17 protein-coding genes and 3 tRNA genes are annotated in these 22,238 nt (G+C 35.5%); 4 read left to right on the forward strand and 16 right to left on the reverse strand.

What is annotated here, in order from left to right; translation table 11 throughout:
- Positions 1 to 51 precede the first annotated feature (51 nt).
- The 3 genes from HYY69_00525 to HYY69_00535 all read left to right on the forward strand — a co-directional run bounded on the left by HYY69_00525 (position 52) and on the right by HYY69_00535 (position 3,596).
- Positions 52 to 600, forward strand: coding sequence for a thioredoxin family protein (locus HYY69_00525; GenBank protein ID MBI3031934.1), 549 nt, complete (start codon positions 52 to 54; stop codon positions 598 to 600).
- 69 nt (positions 601 to 669) lie between these two features.
- Positions 670 to 1,209 carry a cytidylate kinase family protein gene (locus HYY69_00530; protein ID MBI3031935.1) on the forward strand — a complete coding sequence of 180 codons (540 nt, stop codon included), beginning with the start codon at positions 670 to 672 and terminating at the stop codon, positions 1,207 to 1,209.
- Between the two features lie 80 nt (positions 1,210 to 1,289).
- Positions 1,290 to 3,596 (forward strand): hypothetical protein, encoded by a 2,307-nt coding sequence (locus HYY69_00535; GenBank protein ID MBI3031936.1) that lies wholly within the window; start codon positions 1,290 to 1,292, stop codon positions 3,594 to 3,596.
- A 263-nt stretch (positions 3,597 to 3,859) separates the two neighbouring features.
- Here the strand turns inward: HYY69_00535 and HYY69_00540 are convergent, their stop codons facing one another.
- From HYY69_00540 to HYY69_00595, 12 genes are all read right to left on the reverse strand, one after another.
- Positions 3,860 to 5,503 carry a hypothetical protein gene (locus HYY69_00540; protein MBI3031937.1) on the reverse strand — a complete coding sequence of 548 codons (1,644 nt, stop codon included), beginning with the start codon at positions 5,501 to 5,503 and terminating at the stop codon, positions 3,860 to 3,862.
- A 48-nt stretch (positions 5,504 to 5,551) separates the two neighbouring features.
- Complete coding sequence (locus HYY69_00545; protein MBI3031938.1) at positions 5,552 to 6,142, reverse strand: 30S ribosomal protein S7; 591 nt, start codon at positions 6,140 to 6,142, stop codon at positions 5,552 to 5,554.
- Positions 6,143 to 6,150: 8 nt separating this feature from the next.
- Positions 6,151 to 6,588, reverse strand: a complete 438-nt coding sequence (locus HYY69_00550; protein ID MBI3031939.1) for a 30S ribosomal protein S12 — start codon at positions 6,586 to 6,588, stop codon at positions 6,151 to 6,153.
- A gap of 16 nt (positions 6,589 to 6,604) precedes the next feature.
- On the reverse strand, positions 6,605 to 7,021 hold the full coding sequence (locus HYY69_00555) for a NusA-like transcription termination signal-binding factor (GenBank protein MBI3031940.1): 417 nt from the start codon (positions 7,019 to 7,021) through the stop codon (positions 6,605 to 6,607).
- Positions 7,022 to 7,029: 8 nt separating this feature from the next.
- A complete protein-coding gene (locus HYY69_00560; protein MBI3031941.1) occupies positions 7,030 to 7,314 on the reverse strand; it encodes a ribosomal L7Ae/L30e/S12e/Gadd45 family protein in 285 nt (94 codons plus the stop codon).
- A 48-nt stretch (positions 7,315 to 7,362) separates the two neighbouring features.
- Positions 7,363 to 8,493 carry a DNA-directed RNA polymerase subunit A'' gene (locus HYY69_00565; GenBank protein MBI3031942.1) on the reverse strand — a complete coding sequence of 377 codons (1,131 nt, stop codon included), beginning with the start codon at positions 8,491 to 8,493 and terminating at the stop codon, positions 7,363 to 7,365.
- A 12-nt stretch (positions 8,494 to 8,505) separates the two neighbouring features.
- Positions 8,506 to 11,106 carry a DNA-directed RNA polymerase subunit A' gene (locus HYY69_00570; protein MBI3031943.1) on the reverse strand — a complete coding sequence of 867 codons (2,601 nt, stop codon included), beginning with the start codon at positions 11,104 to 11,106 and terminating at the stop codon, positions 8,506 to 8,508.
- Positions 11,107 to 11,143: 37 nt separating this feature from the next.
- Positions 11,144 to 12,946, reverse strand: coding sequence for a DNA-directed RNA polymerase subunit B (gene rpoB / locus HYY69_00575; GenBank protein MBI3031944.1), 1,803 nt, complete (start codon positions 12,944 to 12,946; stop codon positions 11,144 to 11,146).
- A 4-nt stretch (positions 12,947 to 12,950) separates the two neighbouring features.
- Positions 12,951 to 14,438: a DNA-directed RNA polymerase subunit B'' gene (locus HYY69_00580; GenBank protein ID MBI3031945.1), complete on the reverse strand. Its 1,488-nt coding sequence runs from the start codon at positions 14,436 to 14,438 to the stop codon at positions 12,951 to 12,953.
- Positions 14,431 to 14,691, reverse strand: a complete 261-nt coding sequence (locus HYY69_00585) for a DNA-directed RNA polymerase subunit H (GenBank protein MBI3031946.1) — start codon at positions 14,689 to 14,691, stop codon at positions 14,431 to 14,433. The genes HYY69_00580 and HYY69_00585 overlap by 8 nt, the downstream gene beginning before the upstream one ends.
- 38 nt (positions 14,692 to 14,729) lie before the next feature.
- Positions 14,730 to 14,826: transfer RNA gene (locus HYY69_00590), tRNA-Lys, on the reverse strand.
- A 13-nt stretch (positions 14,827 to 14,839) separates the two neighbouring features.
- Positions 14,840 to 14,951 (reverse strand) — tRNA-Asp (locus HYY69_00595).
- A 204-nt stretch (positions 14,952 to 15,155) separates the two neighbouring features.
- On the opposite strand from HYY69_00595, the gene HYY69_00600 reads away from it, so the two are divergent.
- A tRNA-Tyr gene (locus tag HYY69_00600) sits at positions 15,156 to 15,283 on the forward strand.
- A 10-nt stretch (positions 15,284 to 15,293) separates the two neighbouring features.
- Here the strand turns inward: HYY69_00600 and HYY69_00605 are convergent.
- The 4 genes from HYY69_00605 to HYY69_00620 form a co-directional block, all read right to left on the reverse strand.
- On the reverse strand, positions 15,294 to 16,550 hold the full coding sequence (locus tag HYY69_00605; protein MBI3031947.1) for an ATP-binding protein: 1,257 nt from the start codon (positions 16,548 to 16,550) through the stop codon (positions 15,294 to 15,296).
- 109 nt (positions 16,551 to 16,659) lie between these two features.
- Positions 16,660 to 18,120: a hypothetical protein gene (locus tag HYY69_00610; GenBank protein ID MBI3031948.1), complete on the reverse strand. Its 1,461-nt coding sequence runs from the start codon at positions 18,118 to 18,120 to the stop codon at positions 16,660 to 16,662.
- An 80-nt stretch (positions 18,121 to 18,200) separates the two neighbouring features.
- Positions 18,201 to 20,681: an SMC family ATPase gene (locus HYY69_00615; GenBank protein MBI3031949.1), complete on the reverse strand. Its 2,481-nt coding sequence runs from the start codon at positions 20,679 to 20,681 to the stop codon at positions 18,201 to 18,203.
- A 463-nt stretch (positions 20,682 to 21,144) separates the two neighbouring features.
- Entirely contained in the window at positions 21,145 to 22,131 is a 987-nt protein-coding gene (locus tag HYY69_00620) for an SIS domain-containing protein (protein MBI3031950.1), read from the reverse strand.
- Between the last annotated feature and the right edge of the window lie 107 nt (positions 22,132 to 22,238).

The raw sequence follows: 22,238 nt of genomic DNA on the forward strand, positions 1-22,238 counted from the left end.
AAACCTAAAGAAGACTTATTACGTACCATACCAGTATATCGAGGTGATTACATGGTCTTATTAGAATCCAGGTATGATACATTAAAACACGGAGATAAAGCACCTTCCTTTGCGTTGAAGAGTATTTCAGGAAAATTATGTTTTTTTGACAAAGTTTCTGGTTATCAAGGATATGTGATTATCTTCATGTGCAATCATTGTCCTTATGTTGTACCTAAAATAAAAACTATGATTGATCTGCAAAAAGAATTTCCTCAGATTAAATTTATTGGTATCAATAGCAATAACAACCCTGAGTACCCAGATGATAATTTTGAACATATGCAGAAATATGCAGCGCAGTGGAAATTAAATTTTGAGTATGTGATTGATGAAACTCAAGAGATAGCAAAGAACTATGGAGCAACCTGCACGCCTGATCCATTTCTCTTCGACAAAAACAAGAAATTAGTCTATCATGGAAGACTCGATCAATTTCATGGTAAAGAGCAAGGCAATGGCGAAGATCTGCGGCATGCAATTAAAGAAATGCTTGCAGGAAGAAAAGTTTCAGATGACGAAATGTATTCCATGGGTTGTTCAATCAAATGGATGAAATAAGATTAGAACTAAGGAAATAACAATAAGTTGATTATCAGAAAATAAAGACAATAATATAGGTGAAGCATTTTGATCATTACTATCTCTGGAAAACCTGGTGCTGGAAAAAGTACCGTGGCAAAATTAGCAGCTCGAAAACTGAAGATGAAGCATTATTCTGCTGGAGAGTTATGGAGAAAAATTGCCCGAAGGAAAAAGATAACTATTTTGCAATTAAATAGATTAGCTGAAAAAAATCCGAATTATGACAAGAAATTAGATGCAGAAGTTGCAAAACTAGGAACAACACAGGACAATTTTGTTATTGATGGAAGATTGGCGTTTTATTTTATTCCAAATTCTGTTAAAATATTTCTTGATGGTTCCTTAGAAGTTCGCGCTAAGCGTATTCTCAAAGACAATCGCAAGGAAGAAGATAACCTAACTATTGCCGATACGATAGAAAAAATCAAAAACAGGGAGGGATCTGAGCGTAAACGATACAAAAAACTTTATGGCATAGATATGTATCATTCAGAGCATTTTGACCTTGTCATCCCTACCTCTAAAGCGAGCATTTCTCAAGTAACAAACAAGGTTGTTTCCTTCATAAAAAACAGGAACATTTAAAAACAATGGTGTATTATTCACCTAGAAGTGGCACTGTTAAAAATTATATGAATTTATATTTAAAACATTGAGGTAAAACTATGGGTTTAGTAAGTATTGTAAAGAGATTAGCACAGATTATGGGTGTGGTTGGTGGGTTAGCTGCAGCAACACCTGCCTTTGCTGATGAAACTCCTGAGAGATGTGAATCTGTTCGTACTAATACACCACCATTAATAGAGAGATATAAACAATTATGGTCAGATTTAGATACAGATTTAGGACCTCATCTTGCTTCTGCAAGCGAACTAACACAAACTCAATCACAGATGTATGCTTCTCAAACAGATGTTTTGAGAAGAATTGCGCAAAGTAATATTAGAAAAATAGATAGTTTACTACAAGCATTACCCTTAGCAGAAGGACAAGGACATATTGATAGTGGATACACCTGTGTAGATTTAGATGCAAAGTTATACGATATAGAAAAAAGTTTCGAAAGAGCTCAAAAAAAAGCAGATGAGATAAGAGACACGGCCAAACGCCATAAAGAAATTCTAGCTGCCCTTAACCATGCGGTTTGGACTAGTGATTATAGTAGGTTTCATCAATCTAAACGAGAACTTGCATTCGATCTCTCTAGTGAAACGGATTACACAGAGATAGGTGATATTATTGCTCAAATTGGTGATTACGCACAAGCTTTGCCTGATTTGACAGGTAACTTAGCTATTGCATCAGACAAAGGTACACCTAAATCACCCCCGTCAAGATCAGGAACAAGCGGAACAACATATAGTCAAGCACCTTCAAGAACATCAGTTTCATCTTCAACAACATCATTAACACTAGTGCTTGATGCTAATGCAATTCCAACAGGAATTGGACAAGATATTATCAATAATAGTTATGCATATGCTGCTGCTCATCCAAAACAAGGAAAATCTCAACCAAGAACAGCTTATCGATCACCTATGACAAGATTTTGGGCTTTGTTCAAAGGAGCTAATGCAGAGAAAGCAACAAGACATACTTCAGCTAATGTATTAGACGCAATAATTGAGCAAGGAAGAGATACACATTTTTCTTTTTCTGGAATAGGAAGATGTGATTATTTAACAGCAGTAGCTGAAAAAACTAAAGATATATACAATAATGGACGATATCATGGACAATTTAGAATTAGCGATGTTGAAGTAAAAGGTTGTGATAATACTGAGAAGGTAAAATCAGTTACAACTCCACCATCAAATATGCAACCTCAACAACCTGCTCCTCCAAATGACAATAAAGTTAGACCAGGAGAAGTACATCCTGATTTTCCTACATTCCCAAAAGAGACACTCGATGCACTTCCTGGAACATCAACTGACAATACTTTAGATACTCTTATGAAAACCTATACTGCTCATAACCATGCATTTAGTAATGGTCTTTTGGATGCTCATAAATATGTTGCACAAGTTAAGGCAGCAATGAGTAAAGGAAATAATGATCTTTATGTTACTGAAAACGGCAGACTTGCAAGAGCAATCTTAGCAAATGAAGGCAGCTTAGTGCGCAAATATAATGATAGAATTGCTGATCTGATGGAAGTTGTTGCTGATACAAGCGATCAACGTGCTTTAGATGAAATTCAACGTGCATTAGTTGATGCAACAGCGCGAAGTTATGTGCGACGCACACCTAAAGTTTTAGCACAATTAGCAGGAGCAGCATTGGCAGTTGAACAAAAGCAAAAAGCAGTTGCTTCTACTCTTGAAAATAGTGTTGGAGCAGGCTCAGGTCCTGAACCATTAACACATGATCGTGTTCATTATGCAACTGCACGTTACAAAGCAGATGAAGCTATTGATACTTTACATAGTGCATTGATGACTGAGAATTATGATTTAGCTCAAAGATTAGCAGGACGAATGTCACCTCGACAAGTAGTAAAAGCAGAATTAGAAATGAATAGAAGTTATGCTTTAACCGATCAACAAAGAGCACAATATGGACGCTTCTTTGAAGGAGCAGAACATGCTGCAAACGAACGTGAAGCTCATGTGCGCGCTCAAGCAAGAGAACAAGAATATGCTGAAGATTTAGCGCAACTTGGAAATGCTCCCGGATTAAGAACCCATCGTGTGTATAATCAAGTTCGCGCAGGATTAATTGATGGTAATACTGATGCATTGAAAATATTGCAAGAAAATGGTATGTTAACATTACAACATATTACAGCTATTGAAGCTGGTATTGATGGAACTCAATTAACAGCAGCAAAAAGAGCAAGAATTGCTATGGATCTTGAATTTGTTGAACGGTATTTATTATCACCAGCAACTACACCTCGAGATCCAGCAGCAGCACAAGTAATTGCATTTCCACAAAGAACTGCTATAATTTATGACAAAGCTGCTTAAAACATTTTTAATGTCTGATTCAGAGTACGTAATAAGTCTGGGGTTTTAGCGCCTACTTTTCTGAAGCTTTTCTATCTTTACGTTGAGGATTTTTCGGAGTTCCAGAAGGTGAAGGAAAGCATTTAGAACAATACAGAAACTCACGAGAGCTTGATGTTGAGGTTGCTGTTGACAGCTTTGGAAATAGTGTGATAACTCAGTTGTACCTACAAGATAAGCCCTGGATAAAACCTTGAATAGTATTTTTCTTCACTACTGATTATTTACCAATATCTTGCTCTCTCTGCTGTTTTTTCTAACGCAGGTAATAATCCTAATAATCCTATATATTGATCTTGTTGTCTTTTAAATTCATTAGGATCTAATGCTTTAATTTCTTCCATTGCATATTTTATATTTGATAGTATCTCTGGGATTCTGCTTGCCATAAATAATCTTTTCTTTGTATCAAACCAGGCACTGTAAAAACATAAACTTCTAAAAATAACTGAATGTAAATAAGCCATTTTCAAACTCTCAGCCAATGATTTTGATCCAATTAACTCTTCAGGAGTTGATCCCAAGTCCTTATATGCTTTAACATATGCTTCTAATCCATTAAAATCATGTTCAAATGTTTTCCCGCAATAATCCCCAAACCGATAAAGATTTGCCACTTCATTTATTAGAGGAACGCTTGACATCCTTTCTAATTCAAAGTCAACTCTTCCTATTTCAGAAACACCTTTCCTTTTATCAATAACAACTATATATTGTTTAGGATGGGAATCTAAGTTAACTACTTCAGGGATATTTTTAAATACTCGAAATATGGTTAAACTAGTGAGAAAATCACAATCACGTGGTTCTAAAAAGCCATATTTACAATAACGGTTACTATCTTCAAATCTTTTTTTTAATTCTTTGCTCGGATCAAATTTTCCTAGTACAATAAACTCTTCACCAAGAATGTAATGAAGTTTTCCAGTTAAAGTTGCAACTTCAGGTAAAAAAGATAATGCAATAGATTTATATTTTCTTGATCTCAATGCCTCATCTAATGTAATTCCTCGTATACGCTCATCGTAACGAGCAAATCTTTCGTTGTTGATATACACATAACCAATAGTGTGCGGTAATTTTAATTTAATTCCAGCTTCATCTAATTTTTTTCGAACAATTGTTCGTACTCTTGCTTCATTTCTTAATTCTATAAAATTTGATTTTATAACACGAACATTAAGTTCTGTAATATTTCTAGCGTATTTAACTACTTTCACATCAACATCTCGTCCACCATCACCTAAAGTTTCCTTTACGTCTCCATTTTTCTCGAGCCACACAGCAAATGTTTGATCTAATTGGTTTATTTCTTCAACTCTTCCCAATCTTGTCAACACTCTTTTAAGACCATCATAATGAAGAGGATTTAAGGTGTAACAAACAAGATATTTTTTATCTTCAGAAACTACACCATATTGAAAAGTAGGTGAATAATCAAAAGTATTTGGGGAGCTTTGTAGACTATTGTTTAGAGCATCTTCTAAAATTGAATTATGAGAACGATACCATCTAGATCTCATTTTGTCAAAAGCAAACATTGGTATCCCAAAAAATAATCCCCCTATTATGATTGCGTCTAAAAAAGTTCCCTTGTTTAATGGTGGGTATATTAATGCAGCATATAAGAAAGCATTTACTTTGCCTGAGGTTTGAAGATCTTCAAATAATTTTTTTAAAACTGATCTTCTTATTTTATCTGAAAATATTATGTGTGATATAGAATATTGAATAGACGTTTTACCTAAAGAGGAAACTTCTTGATAATCTTCTAACTCAAAAATAGTTATACCATCATCTGTATCGATAGTTAAAAGAAAAGGAGATTCACGAACAATATCATCTATACATCTCTGATCCAAAAGCATATTCTAAGAAATACCTTATGCTTTTAATATTTTTATAGAAAAACACACTTACCTGCTCGAATCTGCCTGCCGTTCTACTTCGTATTTCTTGGCAATAGCTATAGAGTTACCATTGCATTCAGCAGCATTCACTAGTTCATCTGCTAAAATATCAACAAACTTCTTTTTAGAATTAAAGCTCTTCTGATAAGAACCTTGAATCATATACCGGATTGTAATATCAATTCTTCTCTGTGGAGCGCATTCAACTGCTTTAGGATAACGAGCACCCCCATATTCAATTGTTATAACTTCCTCTCTGGGAGCTGCATTTTCAAGAGCTTTAACTAATACTTCAACAGGATTCTTTTTTGTCTTTTGTTCAATGATCTTAAGCACCTGCTCCATCAACCGAAAAGCAGTGCCAGCTTTTCCTGTGCAATGATAGGATGTTTTGAAATGTTTTTTTGATTTATGCCCAGGTATCATAAGCTTGTTCATAAAACGTTCTATGATATTTACTCTTGATTTATGAAACTTATTTCCAGCATATCGCGCACCAGTTCTTGGCACGATTACAGAGCTTAAACTGATATAATTTCTTAAGCCAGGATCATTAACCTTAATTCCCTGCAAACTCCATTTATTGAATACTTTAATCTCCATGTTTATTTCCTTGCCTTTTCTAGTTTACCTTTTCGCAATGCGATTAAGCTTTGATCATTAACTTTGATAACTCGCCATCGTGTTCCTGGAATGTCACCCATCGCACGGCCCATTTTTCCACCAATACATTCGATAATAACTTCATCGTGCTCATCAATAAGCTTTGTAGCGCCATCTCCTGGAAGAAATGCAGTTACCTGCTTGCCATTTTTTATTAATTGAATTCTTGCGCATTTACGCATTGCTGAGTTTGGCTGTTTTGCTTCAAGCTGCTTTTTCTCAATAACTATACCTCGAGCTTGTGAACAGCCACCAAGAGGATCTGATTTTTCCTTTAAGCCCAAAAACTTTCTTTTAAAACGTTTATCAGCTAGTTTAGAGTAAAATCTTCTTTTCCCTAATTTTTTTGCTGTGTTTAATCCGGATGGTTTGTGTCCCATAGTATGTTACCTTTGTTTATACAACTTTGATTTCATTGATATTAAAATATCTTTTGGTTATTGCCTCAAAATTCCTTAAATTTTGAGCAACTCTCCCTATGATTAACCCTCTTGTTTTTGAATCAAGAGGAGTGATCGTGACAATCTCATCTTCAATCTGTATATCCCTTGTTTTTAATGGATACAAGACATTTCTTATGAACTGCGATAATTCTGGATTAAACTCCACTATTTTAAGCTTTCTATTTAATTTTGCTTCAAGCGCTTTTACTTTAACACCATTTTTGCCAACTGCATTAAATAGTTGCCCTTGGTCAACCACAAATATCTGCATTTCATGGTTGTCAGTGAAACAATCTTTGACTTTAGCTCCGGTAAATCGCTCAAAATACTGCATAAGCCCTATGGTTTCAAGATCCAATTTAATTTTCAAGGACTCACCTACTTGAGCAAACCAACTACAGAGATTGAAAATGGTTTCTTGCACAATACACCAAGCTCTTCGTTGGTGTATTTTAATTCATGAACATCGCATTTTGTTAATTTTGTATAGTAGTCAACATCTTCTTTAACTGATGCTGGACAATTTGACGTAGTAAATACCGTAACCAGCTTCCCAGTTCGCAAGTGAGTTAAAGCTCTTTTTGTTCCAATGATAGCTTTTTTTTTTGCAATAGCCTCTTGTATCTGGGCAATGTCCTTTTGCAATTCCTTTTTCCTTGCCATATTGTGTAACAACTCTGCACTGTTTTTTAAATGTTTACCTTACAAGCTTTATTTAACCTTGCCTTTAGTATATAATTTGGGCAAGCCTGTTCCAATAGGAACTGGTTGATTAACCATAACATTTTCTACAATACTATTCAAGGGATCTATTTCACCGCTTAATGCTGCATCCATTAAATGTCTGATAGGAGTTTCGAATGATGCTCTTGCCAAGACACTTGATTTCTCACTTACAACACCATATCGCGTGATACCTTTTATTTTTCCTGAAATACTCATAGTATCAGCAACTAACATAATGTGACGGATATCAACGTTTAAACCTTGAGCTTCAATAACTTTAAACACTTCTTCAACAACTGCCTGCCGCGCTGCTTCTATGCCAAGCACGTCTCCAATTTCAATAACATCATTAGACTTTGTTCTTGTACAATCAACTTTTTCATGATTAAGCACATCCATCAAATTACTTCCTGCAGTAATAATAATATATTCTTCTCCTTTTTTAACCGGCAGCACTTGAAGAATTCCTTTAATCCCTGAAACGTACACATCTTTCAGTTTTTCTTTTAATTTAAATACTGCATTAATAGAATCATCTTTTTTTGGTTTAATAACCAGAAGATTGCTGTCTAATTTAACCGTAATCCCTCGTATGTTTGCACCAATACTCTTAACAACATCCTCTGATTTTAATTCTAAACGATTAACTTTATCCATATCCAAAGTAACATCTACGGTTGATTTTGCCACATTGATTGTGAATTCTTTAGCTAATTCCTTTAATCTGCTTTCCTTAATAGATTCAGCTACTTCACGAATATTTTTTCCCTCGGAAAAAGGTTTTTTCAAGTAGATCTCCATCATCGGAGTTGATAATGATTTGCTGCAGTCGAGAATTTCAATAATACGCGGCAAACCAGTAGTAACGTTCATCTCAGCTACACCTGCAAAGTGAAAGGTGTTTAAGGTCATCTGCGTGCCTGGTTCACCAATGGATTCTGCGCTTAACAAACCAACACATTCACCAGCCTCAACCTGACTGTCATGATATTCTTGGCATGTTTTTTCCAATATTTTTTTAAGTCTGGTTTTATTAAAACCATGGGTGAGTTCTTTAAGCTCAACTAAAACACTTTCTGGCAATTTATCCTTGTATTCATTAAAAAGTTCTTCCATGTGCATCAACCTTTATTGAACTGATTCAACAATATTTTTAACATTAATTTTTCCGCCTTCACTTTTTGCAACACTGACACCATCATCTCCATATTTAAATTGGATTATTTTCTGGGTTGCATCTCTTACCGTACCATCATATTCTACTTTTAAATCCTGCAATGCATTAGATAATCTCCGGTAAAGATATCCTGATTTAGGGGTTCTTAATGCTGTATCCATCAGAGAGTCTCTGCCAGTCATAGATGCAAAGAAAAATTCACTTGGCGTTAATCCTGATTTAAAACTGCCTCTGATAAAACCACGGCTTGCAGGGCTTAAATCACCTTTTTTATAACAAGACAAGGTTCTTTGCGTATAACCTTTTTCTATTCGTTTTCCTCTCATAGCTTGCTGTCCTACGCAACCTGCCATCTGCGCAAGGTTCAAAGGACCACCTCGCGCTCCAGAATCACTCATCATTAATGTTCCTGTGCCTCGAGAAACATGCTTTGAAACTAATTGTCCTGTCTCGTTTCTTGCTTTATTTAATTTTTCAAGAATTTTTAATTCTAAAGTTTCTGCAACAGTTCTTCCTGGGAATGCGTCTAATTTGCCTTGCTTGTAAACTTCAATCAATTCATCTACTTCACCATAAGCTTTATTCAATACTTCATTAATAGTATCATGCGCTTCCTTAGGCAAGTCAGTATCATGCAAAGCAGCAGTAAAACCATGACGCAATAATGTTTCGACTCCTAATCTGAAGATCTTTCCTAAAATTCTGATAGTTTTTTCTGCGCCATATTGTTTATGCAGCGTACGCAATAATAATCCTGAACCTTCACCAAGATTAGCCTTATCCATAACTCCCCTGAGAAGCACCCCATCCTTAATTTCAACAAGAGCATCATTTTTCTTATCAATCTCAGGTTTGCCGGTGTATGATTTTGCATGACCTTCGAAATTAAAATCATTTGGCAAAAGAACGCTGAATATTTCTTTACCGGTAATACGCTCTTTGTTCGGCAACTTTTCGAAGTTAGTTTCCCTGATCGCTAATAATAATTCTATTGCCTGATTTCTTGTTACATTCATATACTTTGTAAGAACATAATTTCCTGAAATTGAATCCTGTACACAACCAATAATGCTTAATCCATATCGTGGAGAAATTAATTGTGTTTGTACCTGCATTAAAATTTGAGCCTCTGCTCGCGCTTCCTGGGTTTGAGGAATATGCAAGTTCATTTCGTCTCCATCAAAATCTGCATTATAAGGAGCGCAAACTGCAGGATTTAACCTAAATGTTTTGTAGGGAAGCACTCTGATGCGGTGGCACATCATGGACATTCGGTGCAAACTTGGCTGCCGATTGAATACTGCAATATCACCATTCATTAAATGCCGTTCAACCGTATAACCTGGCTGCAATTCTTCTAAAAGCTGCTCTTTTGTTTCATCAGTAATTTTTTTCTTCTTTCCATCAGGCCTGACGATATAATTGCTGCCAGGATAATTTTTAGGCCCACGTTCAACAAATGCGCGGATATATTTAGCATTCCATGCAGTAATAGTTTCCGGGACTGTAAGCTTCATTGCTACTTCCAAAGGAACTCCTACTTCATCCAAATCAATCATAGGGTCAGGAGAAACTACGGTTCGCGCAGAAAAATTAGTTCTTTTACCTGCTAAGTTATATCTAATACGGCCTTCTTTGCTTTTAATCCTTGTACTTAATGTTTTTAATGGCTGACCACTTCTGTGCCGGGCAGGAGGTAATTGTGCAACTTCATTATCAAAATAGGTTGTAATATGATACTGCAATAAGTCCCATAAATCTTCGATAATAATTTCTGGAGCGCCTGCATTAATATTTTCAAATAAACGTTGATTAATTCTGACGATATCCCCTAATTTGTGGGTTAAATCATCTTCACTTCTTTCACCTGTTTCCAGCGTGATGCTTGGACGCATGGTTACTGGAGGAATCATAAACAAAGTCAACACTGCCCATTCAGGACGGAAAGACTTTGCGTCAATACCAAAAATTAAACAGTCTTCATCAGGAATTTTTTCCAATCTTGATCGAATTTCAATAGGAGTAACACGCTTTTCATTTTCAAGAATAGTTGTTGGTTTTTCTACATTAATTTTATACTGCTTTGCTTTGCATCGCGGGCATTTGCTTGCAGTCTTTAATGATTTAATAATCTCTTTAATTCGTTTTCTTCGCGCAAGCAGACCTGCTTCATTCGTTAATTTTTCAAGCTCATCGCGATGCGCATCTATTTTGTTTTGAGGAATAAGAATTCGCCCGCACTCGCGGCATGTTGCCTTGAGCAACGTAACAATAACACCAATATAATGAATATGAATAACCGGCCTTGCTAATTCAATATATCCAAAATGGCCAAGACTTTCTTTTAATTTTAAGCCGTCAGTTTTACAGGTTAATCCAGGATCAATAACTCCCAAACGAATGTCCATTAAACCGCCGTCAACAGGATATCCTTCTTTATCATATAATTCAGGAGTTACAATTTTAGCTACTGCCATCTCTTTAATTATTTTAGGAGACAACACTCCAAACTGGATGCTTTTGATCTTTTTGTATACAAATTTTTCATCCATAATGCAACACCTTTAATTATTCATTATTTTTATTACCTTAAAACTTGTTTTCAAGGTCTAAGCGAGGATAAATCCCTAAGCTTTTGATTTCGTCTAATAATAATTTGAAAGCATAACTTATTTCGATGTATGACATCTCACTTTCTTCTCCATAAATCGGAGAAATCGCACGATTCTTTCGCGCATCAAAGTAACCAATCAAACCACTCTTTTCGCAAACAGGAACTATAACTCTGTCTGAATCAAAGCGCTCTTTTAAAAGAAGGCTTGCGCCGTGCGCTACAAAGGTATCTTTTTCCATCTCTCCTAATCTTAATCCACCTTCTTTTGCACGTCCCTCTGTTGGCTGTCGTGTTAACAACTGGATTGGTCCTCGAGCGCGAGAATGCAATTTGTTTGATACCATATGTTTTAATTTGAGATAATACATATTGCCAACGTAAATCTGCGCTTCAAACATTTCTCCACTCATGCCATTGTAAAATGTTTCAGTACCATTCTCTCTAAAACCCATAGATAACAATTCTTTTCGAATAGCTTCTTCTGGTTCAGCTTCAAAAGTAGTTCCATCAATATATCTTCCTGCTAATGCTCCTGTCTTTCCACCGACTAATTCAATCAAATGCGAAATAGTCATTCTTGAAGGAATACCATGCGGTGAAAACAATAAATCTGGAACAATCCCTGATGCAGTAAAAGGCATATCTGCTTGATCAACAATCAATCCGATAACTCCTTTTTGACCATGACGGGAGGTGAATTTATCCCCTACTTCTGGAATTTTTCTGTCACGAACACGAACCTGCACTAATTTATTTCCTTCTTCATTCTCAGTAAGCAGAATAAAATCAATAATTCCTCGCTCACCATGTTTTACTACCATGGAAGATTCTCTTCGAAGATTAGAAGCTAAATTATATTCATCTGCGCCGCTTAAAAATCGCGGAGGTGAAGTTTTTCCAATAATTACATCTCCTTCTTTAATGCTTGCTTCAGGATAAATAATGCCATCTTCTTCCAATAAACGATAATCTTTTTCACTTCTATACCCGCGAACTTCTTTATCAGGGATGCAAACTTCATCCATTAAACCGCCTGAATATCGCAATTCATCAGCAACACTGGGCCTGAAATAGGTAGATCTTCCCATACCTCGTTCAACAGAACCTCGGTTAAGGATAATAGCGTCTTCCATGTTGTATCCTTTAAAACTCATAATAGCGACAACAACATTTTGCCCAGAAGGATGGCTATCATAATTAGAAATATCATGCATAATAGTTTGAACAACAGGTCGTTGAGGATAATCCAGCAAGTTAACATCCATATCCATTCTAATATGATAATTTGCTGCGTATACTCCTAATGCCTGCTTTTGGTTTTTACTTCCTGCGTTTAAACGTGTTGATTGGTTGTAGTTACCATAAGGAACAAGCGCTGTGCACAATCCTAAGATAGTTAAAGGTGCAATTTCAAGATGCGTGCATTCGGGCGTGATTTCTTCTGGCGTAAATGCAACAAGCGCATTTTCTTCTTCAAGCGCATCAAGATATTCAATAACTCCCTGAGCAAGAAGATCTGACCAGGTTAATTCTCCTTTTTCAAGCTGATGAACATGCTTTTCGGTGAGAAGGGATTTACCGTCTTTAACAACCACTAATGGCCTTCGCAAACGGCCTTTACAGGCTTCAATTTCAACAATATCTTCTCCTTTGTTATACAATATATTCACATTAGAAGTTAATGCGTTTTTTCGGCGTTCAGCAACGGTGCTTTCTACAAATTCAACAGGGTTTTCAACAGTACCAACAAATTTTCCATTAAGATATACGTCAGTCATGTTTTCACCTTACGGTCTTTAGCCCTATGTTTTTAAGCATTTTGACTACTTTATCTTCATCTGCTTCTAAGGAAACCTGCGCTAATAATGCAAGGTTTTTTCGCAACCCAATATTAGTACCTTCAGGAGTTTCTATAGGACAAAGTCTTCCTAAATGTGTGCTATGCAATTCACGTGCTTCAAAATTTTCCTGAGAACTTGATAATGGAGAAACAACTCTTTGTAAGTGGCTTAGGGTTTCTAAGAAATTAATTCTTTGAATACGCTGGCTAATTCCTTTTCTGCCGCCGATCCAATTACCAGTAGCCATGGAACTGTAAATACGAGACGTCAATAATTTTTCCCTGATGATTACTTTAATTGAAGGAAATTTACCGCGCTTTACAATACGCTGGAAGTTATACAATAAATCACCGATCAATACTTTCAGGTTAACTCTGAATAATTCACCTAATAAATCTCCACTCATTTTCATTCTTTTATTCATGTAATGATCTTTATCTGAAATCTGAATTTTATTATTTCCTACGTCAATGAAACGTTTTAATAATTTGCATAAGTTGTATGCTTTAAACATTCTATCTTCTTTATTGATCCCTAAATGCGGCAATAAATATTTATCAAGAATTTCCTTCATACGCTCAACGCGAATTTCTTTTGACTGCGTAATACCAATTTTTTTTGCAACGTAATCCAACGCTTCTTCTTCAGATTTAATATCGACAAACTCGTATAAATTAATATAAATCTCATCGCTTTGCTCTTCGCCTGCAACATACCGCATAATGTCTTCATCTTTAATTAAACCAAGAGCTTTAACCATGACAATTAAAGGAATACGCTTTACTCGGGTGAATGATAAATAGAATAAACCATCTTTTAAACGCTCAAAGGTATGTGGAATTTTGTACGATCCTGATTCGGAAAATAATTTCCCCACATATTCGCTTGGACCAATAGTATCCTGGCTCACTAAAAACCTATTTGCTGCAAGATCCTCGATATTGATCAGCACCCTCTCTGTGCCATTAATGATAAAATAACCGCCTAAATCATCAGGATCTTCACCGCGCTTAATCAATTCCTCTTTGCTTAAACCATGAAGATGACAGTATTTAGAGCCAAGCATAATCGGCAAATTTGCAATTTGCGTCGTGAATGATTCACGCTGAATACCATTAATATGCGCGCTGATTTCAATAAATACAGGAGCAGCATAACTGATTTTTCTCAACCTCGCTTCAATGGGATAAATAGGTCTTTTAGAACCATCAGCTTCAGTGATTTCTGGTTTGCTTACCCAAATACGGTCGAGCCTGATTTTAAATTCATCAACATTGCTTGGAATAATAGTAGGCTCAACAATTTTATTTTCTTCAACAATAAGCGGCAATTCCTGTTCAATAAACTCATTAAATGATTGTATATCCGATGCAACTAATGAATGCTCTTCAAAATATTTTTTGATTAACATTTCAGAATATTTACGCACTTACAACACCTCGGTAATAAACAACTTCACCTGCAGTAGGACTTTTCTTGACTACTTTGATAATATCCCCTAATTTTACGTCTAAACGTCGAAGAGCAGGATCAGTTATGAGAATTCTAGGAAGCTGATGAATAGAAACATTGAATTGAGCAAGAACCTCTTTTTTTTCTTTTTCATTAAGCTTAACATGCTTAGGAACTAAAACATGTTGAGCAACATCAAAATTTGTTTGTTTTTTAACTTTTTTAACCATGTTTATACCCAAGCTCATGATATCAATATTAAGTATAACGGGCCAGACGAGATTTGAACTCGCGACCACCCGATTTCTTAGGAAGCTGAGCATCCTTAAAAGTCGGGTGCTCTATCCAGGCTGAGCCACTGGCCCTTTGAGCAAAAAACGCCCTGGCCGGGACATTCAGCGAATATTGCCTCTTTTAAGCAGTATTCAGGTTTTGAACCCGAGTCGGAACCGTGACAGGGTTCCATGATAGGCCACTACACTACCAGGGCTTTTTACTGATGAATGAACTAGTATTCCGTCTTCTAACTTAAAAATAGAGTCCATTTACCCCCAATTTAAGATAAGAAAGACTAGTATAGCAATTCATCATACTAATGGCTTTTTATTGGTTATTTATAAAACTTTTGCTTATCCGTTGACTCAACAATGGATAAGCAAAAGTTTTAAATAAAGTGGCAAAACCTAAAACATATCCTCCTATAGCTCAACGGCAGAGCGTTCGGCTGTAGATAACTCACTGCAATGACATTGGATTATCCATAAGAATGAGTTGCAGCCAGCTGAACCCGAAAGGTTCCCGGTTCAAATCCGGGTGGGGGGATTTCTTTATCTTACTCTACCATCCATTTATAAATAGGCAACACTTGTATCTTTTTGCTTTTCATCCGTATATCTTCTGTTTGTTCATGGGTCAGCATTATTCCTGTTTTCAACTTGAATTTGTCCATTGCTTCAATTAAACCTGCTATTTCTCTTTCCTTATTATCTTTATTCAGGACGTAGCATACCTGTATGGCTTGTGTTATTTTTGTCCCTTTTTTTGTTATAAAATCACATTCGTTTTCATTAGTATAATAAAATACCTCATTGTTTCTTCTTTTTAATTCAATAAATACCATATTTTCCAGTATTTTTCCCTTGTTTTCTGAAAAGTTTGTCCCACATATTTGATTGAATGCAGAATCCACGAGATATATTTTTCTTGGGGAGTTAAGCTGTTGTTTCAGTGAATAGGAGAATTTCAGCAGTTCAAAAAACAAATAAGAGTTACTTAAGTAAGAAATATATTCTTTGACGGTTATCGCATTTCCTAAACCAAGAGTTTTCTTTAATGAGTTGTAGGTGAATTGTGAGGAAATGTTTGTACCAAGTAGGTTTATCAGTTCTTTAATTATCTTCTGCTTTCTTATAGAATATCTTGTTATAACATCCTTGTATAATATATTCTCATAAACTGTTTTAATATATTCTTTATCCTTGTTTTTTAGGTATTCCGGCAAACCCCCTAATGATACATACTCTTCAAAGAGCTTTATCAATTCAACTTTCTTCTCAACGATGTAAAAATCATTTTTCTCTAAGGTTATATTCCTAAATTTAAGAAATTCTTTGAAAGAAAATGGATAGACTTCAAACGGTTTGTATCTCCCGGTCAATCTCGTACCAAATTCCTTGCTAAGTAAAGAAGCATTAGAACCTGTAATTATGACTTTCTTTCCCTCATCCTGCAATCTTCTAACAAACGTCTCAAACTTATCTATATTCTGTATTTCATCAAAAAAATAAATATTTATCTTGCCATATTCTTCAATAAGAACCTCATTAAGCACTTCAAAATCCTGAGCCATAAAATCCAAGAATCTTTCATCCTCAAAGTTAACATAACACCAATCAGACACATTTTGCATAACTTCCTTAAGCAGCGTAGATTTGCCGCATCTTCTAACACCGGTAAGAATAATCACCCTATCATCCTTAATCCACTTTAAAATTTCGTCCAGCAGATCTCTCACAACAAAACGTTGTTTAGTTAAAATCTCCTGTTTTTGCCTCATTACTACTTTCCTTAAGATATCCTTGTCAAACATACTCATTAGTAATTAGTACATATATATAAATATTCTCATTGAAAATGAGTAGAAACTCGAAAGCAGGTAATCATCGTCAAAAGATGGTTCGTTCTTCACCTTTCTCAGTCTATTCATTTGCTGCAAGCGCCGTGTTAGAATTGACTTTAACTATATGGCCAGAAGCTGTTTTAAATTTAGCGCTTGCATAAGGTAGTCTCATATTGCCAATGATTTTTAAACGTGATTTTATTTTATACGTTAAAATACGCTCTTCATAGCCTTCAAGAGCAGCTATGCTCCATCTGATAACAGTACCTTTCTTCTCATGTTTTAAGATTTTATCCGGCGCTAGAGTGCCATGGCTGAATTCTTTTTCAACTTGCGCTATATGAGTTACTCGATCCATAATAAATACTTCTTCTACAGGCTTATTTGTTCTATTTTTTACATGAATCAACACTTTAATGTGAGACATATTGCTATTTGCATCGTCTTTGTTTAAAACAACAGCTTCTTTAGATATGATTACAGGACTCCTAAACACAAAATAAGCTATAACCCCAAGAATCAGAAGGATAATTGCAGTAAATAGATATCTGAAATTAGTGCTTATAACAATTATTTGCTTTTCTTGAGGGGGAATATCAAGAGTCCACGTAAAATAACGCTCACCTTCTTCGGTAATCACTTCTCCTTTAGGCATCGCTGATGTAAACAGCTGGTTAAACAAGGTAGTTTTGAACGTGATCTTTTCGTTATTGACTACATTACCATCATTAGTAAATGTTTTAGTAATTACTTCTTTAAGAAACTGCTTATTAACATCCTCTTCTGTTTTGAGATCAGAATAAGCCTTAACTTTAATCACTTTTTTAGTCGAAAATGATCCTTCTTCAGCAGCTACCGTAACCATTAACAGGTCATTTTGAGGAGGTGTTAATGGATCATAAATAACGGTAAAACTCTCAGTTTTTCGCTCGAGAGGCGCCAGCGAAATCATTTTATCTCCATTAAACAGTTTGCTTTCAACCATTACTTTTAATTCAGGAATATTAAGCTTGTTTTTGTTGAGAAGGTTTATTTTTAATTCAAATGGCTGGCGAGGATCTACTTGCTCAGGAAAATCAACATCAAGATTTATTGAAGGGATATATCCTCCAACAGTATTAGATGGATCTTTAACAATTAATATACTGCTTACTTGCTGGCTATTGCCGCCTTTTTTTGAAGTTATATCTAAATTGAACTCATGAGGGCCATAATTAACAATTTCTGAAGGAATAACATATATTTTAAAGCTGACTGTTTGTCCTGGTTGAAGATTAATCCCAGAAAGATATGAAAGCTTTTCAGTTTCAATACTCCATTTATTGCCGTTGTAAAAATTTAATATGAAACTATCAGGTTCTTCATTAAGGTTGGTAATGCTGAGCTGATAAACAGCTTTTTCTCCTGGCAAAGCTGCGTAAGTAATTTTAGTAAACTTAACCTGAAAATCAGAAAGAGCTGTTACAAAACTAAAGGTTAACAAGAGCATTGTTAAAAAAATAAGTGATACACGACCTGCTCGACCCCTTTTTTGCACCAAGATTAAAACCCCTGTATATTACCTTATTAATTCCCTATTTATATCTAAATAGCTTTATAAAACTTTCTATCTCGAGTTCATTATTTCTGGAAAGATACTCTGCTTATATGACCTGTTTTCTCGATTTTAATCACCGTATCAACAAAACTCTCTATTTTAGCTTCATGACTGACCATAATTACCTGTTTAATAAGAAGCTCGCCTAATACGTCTTTAAGCTGATCTAATTGTTCATGGCTAAAACCCTCAGTAGGCTCATCAAGAATAAGAATATCCTTCGTTGCAATAGAATTCATAAATTCATTAATTACTTTGTTTAACGCAAGCCTGTATGCTAGACAAACAGCAGTTCGTTCACCACCTGAAACACTAGTAATATCAAGTTCATAGCCATTTTGCTCAATAACTGGGGTAAATTCCTCATCTAAACGCACACTGATCATTTCATCACCCATCAAGAGCTTAAACCAATCGATGAAGATACGATTGAATTCATGATATACCTGAAGCATAACCTGCTTTTCAATAACAAAGGTGATATTAACAAAAAATTTGTTCAACCAGTTGGTGTACTGATTAATCGCAGTAATTTTCTTTTGAAAAACTAATTTCTCATCAAGTTCCTGCTTTCGTTTTTCCAGCAGTTCAATACTATACTGTTTTTCGGTTTCTAACTTTGTTTTTTCTATAGAAAGCTTCTTCTCTTGAAGATTTAATTGCTCAAGTTCCTGCTCAAACTGTTTATATCTTATTTCGCTTTCCTTTGTTTCTTGCAGTTTACTGCTTGCAACCATTATCTTATCTTTTGTAACAAGCAATTCATTGCTTGCTAGCCCGTTGTTTTTAGAAAGCATTTGTTCTTCTGTTTCAAGCTCTGAAAGCCGACTAATTTTTACCTGGCGCTGCTGATTGATTTCGTGATATTTTTGCCATTGCTCAAGAAACAATTTATACTGGTTCCGCTTTTGCACATATTCTTCTGGTTTATATTCTTTCAGCAACTCTTGTTCTTTGATAATATGACTTCTAATCTCTTCTGCTTTTTCTAGAAGTTTTTCTTTATCTTTAATCTCATGATCCACTCGTTCCAGTGAAGCAAGTTCAACCTGGAGCTTTTCCTGCTCCAGCTCCCGACGCTGGGCTTGTTCGAGCGCTTGACGGCTAGCATAGACTTGCTGTTCACTAGCTTTCTTTTCAGCATTCAACACCATTAAATGCTTTTTAGCCTCATGGCATTCTCTCTCTTTAAGCATATATACTTCTGCTTTGTGTTCTTCATTAACTTCCTGGAGACAAGTAGGGCATTTATTTAGCTCAGCTAGCTTTTCCTTTACTTTTACTGCTCGATCAATAGTAATTTCATGCTCAGTGACATAACCAGCAACAACAGAAATATTTTTTTCAAGGTTAAGTATTTCTTGCTTCAAAAAATTTATATCTTTTTTGCTGCTCTTCAATTTTTCCCATGTTGTTTTTTTTAATTCAAAACAATTAAGAACTATTTTTTTTTGCTCTATTTCCTGACGGAGCTGCGTAATTGTTTTTGTATTGAACAATAATTCTTCCTGGTTTCTCAGCTGCCGTTCTTTATATTCCTGATATTCTTCATCAAGTTTTTGCAATGAGCGCTCTATTTCATCGCGCGGCATGTCAGTTGGTTTTTCAATAACAAGGGATTGCAGTTCTTTTTTTAATGCTTCTTTGTGCAGACTGTTTTTTTCAGCCTGCACTGCTATTTTTTCTTTTAATTCATGAAGATTCCTTAACCTTGTTTCTTCAACTGCCAAGGCTTGTTTAGCATTATAGTATTCCTGCACCTGCTGCTGCTGCTGTTGAAGCTGAACTCTTTTTTCATGCTGCTGATCTTTTATGAAGCTCATCTGCGGCAACAATTCTTGAAGATTAGCTTCCAGCTCTTTTATCTTCAGCTTATATTCTTTTATTTGAGCTTCTTTTTCAGGGATATCGTGTACAAGCCCTTCAAAATAAGCGCGCTGTAATTTCAACTGTTTGACAATAATTATTGCATTTTCTCTGATTTTTTTATATTTTTCAACATTGAATACTCTCCTCAATGTTTCAAGCCTTGTTTCTTTACTTTCCAGCAAAATACGCTTCATTGCTTCCTGCGGCGTATACACGGTGTAACGATAAATCAGGTCTTTGGTCTTGGTAAGGAGATCATCAGAATAGCCAAGCAGCTCCAATATTTTTGCTTTTAATTCTATAGCAGTGCAGTCTGTTTTAACATCATCAATAATAATAAAACCACTTTCTTGTTTGACACTATTGGATCTCCGCAGATTACGATGGATAATAACTGATTTTTTGCTGATTTCACTGGCTAATTCCACGCAACCTTCATGCTTGCCATTCCGAAGAAGAGCATCGCCTTCAAGACTCCCTCGAATAAAACCAAATAACGCAAATTCTATGGCATGGAGAATAGTTGATTTTCCAGCGCCAATATCGCCTGAAAGCAATATAGTGCCTTCTGGAAAAACAATTGTTTCATCAGTATACGAACGAATATTGTGCAGTTTGATTGATTTAAAAATCATATAATCGTGAGCATGGTTGTATTTTTATAGATTTATATCATCTAGGCTTCATCCAAAAATGAGGTTAGCGCCCTCAGGTCGAAACTCTTTACAGTACCGGTTTAAAGAGGTCAGAGGGGCGGCTCCTTCGGAGCGTGACCGTTTATGCGATTGAAATATACGAAGTTTCGAAGGCGCTAACCTGGCGGCAGCCATTTTTTGGATGAAGCCTATCATCTAATAACATATACATGAAACATAATCAAAGGCTCTAATGAAAATCTCGGCATAGCCTCGGTTTTATTAAAAATCACTATTTTTAATCCCTGAGATCCTTCGGATTCAGGTGACATCAGTTCGGCTTGTTAAGAGTATATCTTATTGGATTTTTCTCTCTGGAACTCCGAAAAATCCCCACACTTAAACGTGAAGAGCCTCACAAAAAGATGCCAAAACTACATTTTCATTAGAGCCTTAGTTAGAACTATCTCTTCAATCTCTCTTTCAATTCTTTAATCAAGATTGCTTCTCGCGGTTCTACTTTTTCTTCTAAGGCAAGATAATAACTTGCTAAACTTCCAATGAGGAATGCTGTACACAATCTTGTCAGCTCATTTGAACCAGTAACTAATATTTCTGTTGTTGCAAAACCTCTGCTTTTAACTAATTGTTTCATTACTTCAAACCGTTTTTTCATCACAGCAGTTTCTTCTGCGTCTTTGAGGAAAATAACATGGTAGTCTGATGCCTTTTTTCTGAAACCCATGAGTTCATTATGGCAAACTTCAGGCATTAATCCTGCAAATGCATGAACTTCACTATTTTCATTGAAGTCACATTTCCAACGGTATGCAACTGAATAAAGATGATCTGATGCATAGATCAACGGCGTTTTATCGCGCAAGCTTAATCCTAAGTCATAAGCAACTTCATGAATTTTAGGGCTTTTTAATGCTGCTATTGTTTCTTTGATAAAGTCAACTTGTGACGGAATAAGTTTAGAATTTTCAAGAATACGAAGCATCATGAAAAACATTGTTGGGGAAGAATAGCGAGGCTCTGGAAACAAAGGCATAATAAAATAATGATTGTCATTAAGCTTGAAAATATCCTTTAATTTGCCGCCAGTAAATAACCCAATGCATTTAGCTCTTCTCTTTGATGCTTCTTTGTATGCTGCAACAGTTTCTTCAGTATTGCCTGAATAACTGCAAACAAAAACCAAGGTTCTTTTATCTACATACAGGGGAATAGTATAATCATTAACAACATCAACACGTAGTTTAGTATTTCTCAAATAAGTTTTAAGAATTCTTCCTGCAATCCCGCTGCCACCCATCCCTATAATCAAAACGGTATCAACTGCATCAGGAATTGCATAGCCGCCAATAATTTCTACTGCTTTTACAATATGCACAGGCATGTCGAGAATAACCTGTTTAATCGGATCAATAGTTTCGGTTTCTGGCATAATTAATGTGAATTAACCTTACTATTTATAGTTATTGGTTCTAAGTACGTAATAAGTATATTTATAAGGTAGTAATACCTAAGAGTAACCATATTGTCGGATTTACG

The sequence above is a fragment of the Candidatus Woesearchaeota archaeon genome (assembly GCA_016192995.1).
Classification (GTDB): Archaea; Nanobdellota; Nanobdellia; order Woesearchaeales; family DSVV01; genus JACPTB01.

Excerpts from the sequence above, each read along its gene's own strand:
- HYY69_00525 (MBI3031934.1), top strand. The coding sequence starts at position 52 with ATGGTCTTATTAGAATCCAGGTATGATACATTAAAACACGGAGATAAA.
- HYY69_00565 (MBI3031942.1), bottom strand. The coding sequence starts at position 8,493 with ATGGAAGAACTTTTTAATGAATACAAGGATAAATTGCCAGAAAGTGTT.
- HYY69_00560 (MBI3031941.1), bottom strand. The coding sequence starts at position 7,314 with ATGGCAAGGAAAAAGGAATTGCAAAAGGACATTGCCCAGATACAAGAG.
- HYY69_00620 (MBI3031950.1), bottom strand. The coding sequence starts at position 22,131 with ATGCCAGAAACCGAAACTATTGATCCGATTAAACAGGTTATTCTCGAC.
- HYY69_00550 (MBI3031939.1), bottom strand. The coding sequence starts at position 6,588 with ATGGGACACAAACCATCCGGATTAAACACAGCAAAAAAATTAGGGAAA.
- HYY69_00585 (MBI3031946.1), bottom strand. The coding sequence starts at position 14,691 with ATGGTTAAAAAAGTTAAAAAACAAACAAATTTTGATGTTGCTCAACAT.
- HYY69_00535 (MBI3031936.1), top strand. The coding sequence starts at position 1,290 with ATGGGTTTAGTAAGTATTGTAAAGAGATTAGCACAGATTATGGGTGTG.
- rpoB (MBI3031944.1), bottom strand. The coding sequence starts at position 12,946 with ATGACTGACGTATATCTTAATGGAAAATTTGTTGGTACTGTTGAAAAC.
- HYY69_00605 (MBI3031947.1), bottom strand. The coding sequence starts at position 16,550 with ATGTTTGACAAGGATATCTTAAGGAAAGTAGTAATGAGGCAAAAACAG.
- HYY69_00615 (MBI3031949.1), bottom strand. The coding sequence starts at position 20,681 with ATGATTTTTAAATCAATCAAACTGCACAATATTCGTTCGTATACTGAT.
- HYY69_00570 (MBI3031943.1), bottom strand. The coding sequence starts at position 11,106 with ATGGATGAAAAATTTGTATACAAAAAGATCAAAAGCATCCAGTTTGGA.
- HYY69_00540 (MBI3031937.1), bottom strand. The coding sequence starts at position 5,503 with ATGCTTTTGGATCAGAGATGTATAGATGATATTGTTCGTGAATCTCCT.